The following is a 1,618-nucleotide window of genomic DNA, read 5'->3' on the forward strand; positions in this document are numbered from 1 at the left end:
GGTGTCGTCGCTGAGGTCGGAGTCCAGCAGTTCGCACAGGGCGATGTCCTCGGCCAGCCCGAGCCGGGCGGCCCGCTCGCGCAGCCGGAGCACCGGCAGCGTCGGGATGCCCTCGCGCAGGTCGGTGCCCGGGGTCTTGCCGGACTCGTGGGAGTCGGAGGCGATGTCCAGGACGTCGTCCGCCAGCTGGAAGGCGACACCGAGCCGTTCGCCGTACTGGGTGAGCACGTCCACGACCCGCTCGCCGGCGCCGGACATCATCGCGCCGAACCGGCAGGACACCGCCACCAGGGAGCCGGTCTTGCCGGCCAGCACGTCCAGGTAGTGCTCGACCGGGTCACGGCCGTCCGAGGGGCCCGCGGTCTCCAGGATCTGCCCGGTGACCAGCCGTTCGAACGCCAGCGCCTGCACCCGGACCGCCTCCGGGCCGAGGTCGGCGAGGATCTGGGAGGCGCGGGCGAAGAGGAAGTCGCCGGTGAGGACCGCGACCGAGTTGCCCCAGCGGGTGTTGGCGCTGTCCACCCCGCGCCGTACGGCCGCCTCGTCCATGACGTCGTCGTGGTAGAGCGTGGCCAGGTGGGTGAGCTCCACGACCACGGCCGACGGCACGACGCCCGGCGCGTACGGGTCGCCGAACTGGGCGGCGAGCATCACGAGCAGTGGCCGGAATCGTTTCCCGCCGGCCCGCACGAGGTGCTGCGCGGCCTCGGTGATGAACGGGACCTCGCTCTTGGTGGCATCGAGCAAGCCTTCCTCGACAGCCGCCAATCCGGCCTGGACATCGGCTTCCAGAGCCTGGTCCCGCACGCTCAGCCCGAACGGCCCGACGACGGTCACGAGGGGTCTCCTGTCTGCTGGTGTCTGCTGGCGATTACACGGTTTGTCGATAGGTCGCTGCCATCACTCAAGTCAGCGTATCCGGTCCTGTTTCGATCACCGATAGCGCCCACCGGTCCAGCCCGGGTGGTATCGGATCATGACCGGCATGGTTTTGATCACACGGTAATAAGGGGACATATATCGACTTAACAGTAATCCGGATGCCGTGTCGCGACCTCTCCACACCTTCCTCTCCTCACCTCTTCCCGGCCGGCCTCTACGGCAACGACAGGCGCCACGCTCCGGGTTCCACCACGACTCGGACTTCAGGCCTGAATCCTCCTAATCCCTCATGTCCGATTTGAAGTCTTTTGCTATTTCGTGAATTGAGTCACTCGACCGGCCGACGCGCGCCGCCCGCCGCTCCCCCCGCCCCCCTTGCCCCGTCGGCGAGTTGAGGATTGGCAACCGCAAAGGATCAAGCCCCCCATACGACATCGATCAAGGTCAAATGGCGCGTTCTATGAATCCGGTACTTGTTCCCGACATGTGCTCTCGCATACGTTCCGGGCCGTCGGGCGGACGCCGAATCCTGCCGCCGCCCGCGTAACCCATTCACGAACTCATTCGTACGGCAGGAGCGGGGGACCCAGGTAAGTCGCCGCGCCGGACGGCATCCGCCGCACCGGAACGGCTCGGGGTGAAGCCGTGCCTCCTCCCGGGCACGGCCGGGCACCTCCCCGCCCGAACCCGACAGCTCACCTCGCAGGCGCCGGAGAGGAACTTTCGATGCCTGCTG

General features: G+C 67.5%; 1 protein-coding gene and 1 riboswitch. The gene reads right to left on the minus strand.

Annotated elements, in window-relative coordinates; translation table 11 throughout:
* A partial coding sequence (locus tag H5J33_RS34530) for a polyprenyl synthetase family protein (RefSeq protein ID WP_181798606.1) occupies nt 1-837 on the minus strand: 837 nt, incomplete at its 3' end.
* 588 nt (nt 838-1,425) lie between these two features.
* Nucleotides 1,426-1,606, plus strand: a riboswitch (cyclic di-AMP (ydaO/yuaA leader).
* The last annotated feature ends 12 nt before the right edge of the window (nt 1,607-1,618 follow it).

This window comes from Streptomyces sp. WELS2, from assembly GCF_013870595.1.
In the GTDB taxonomy this organism is placed as follows: Bacteria; Actinomycetota; Actinomycetes; order Streptomycetales; family Streptomycetaceae; genus Streptomyces.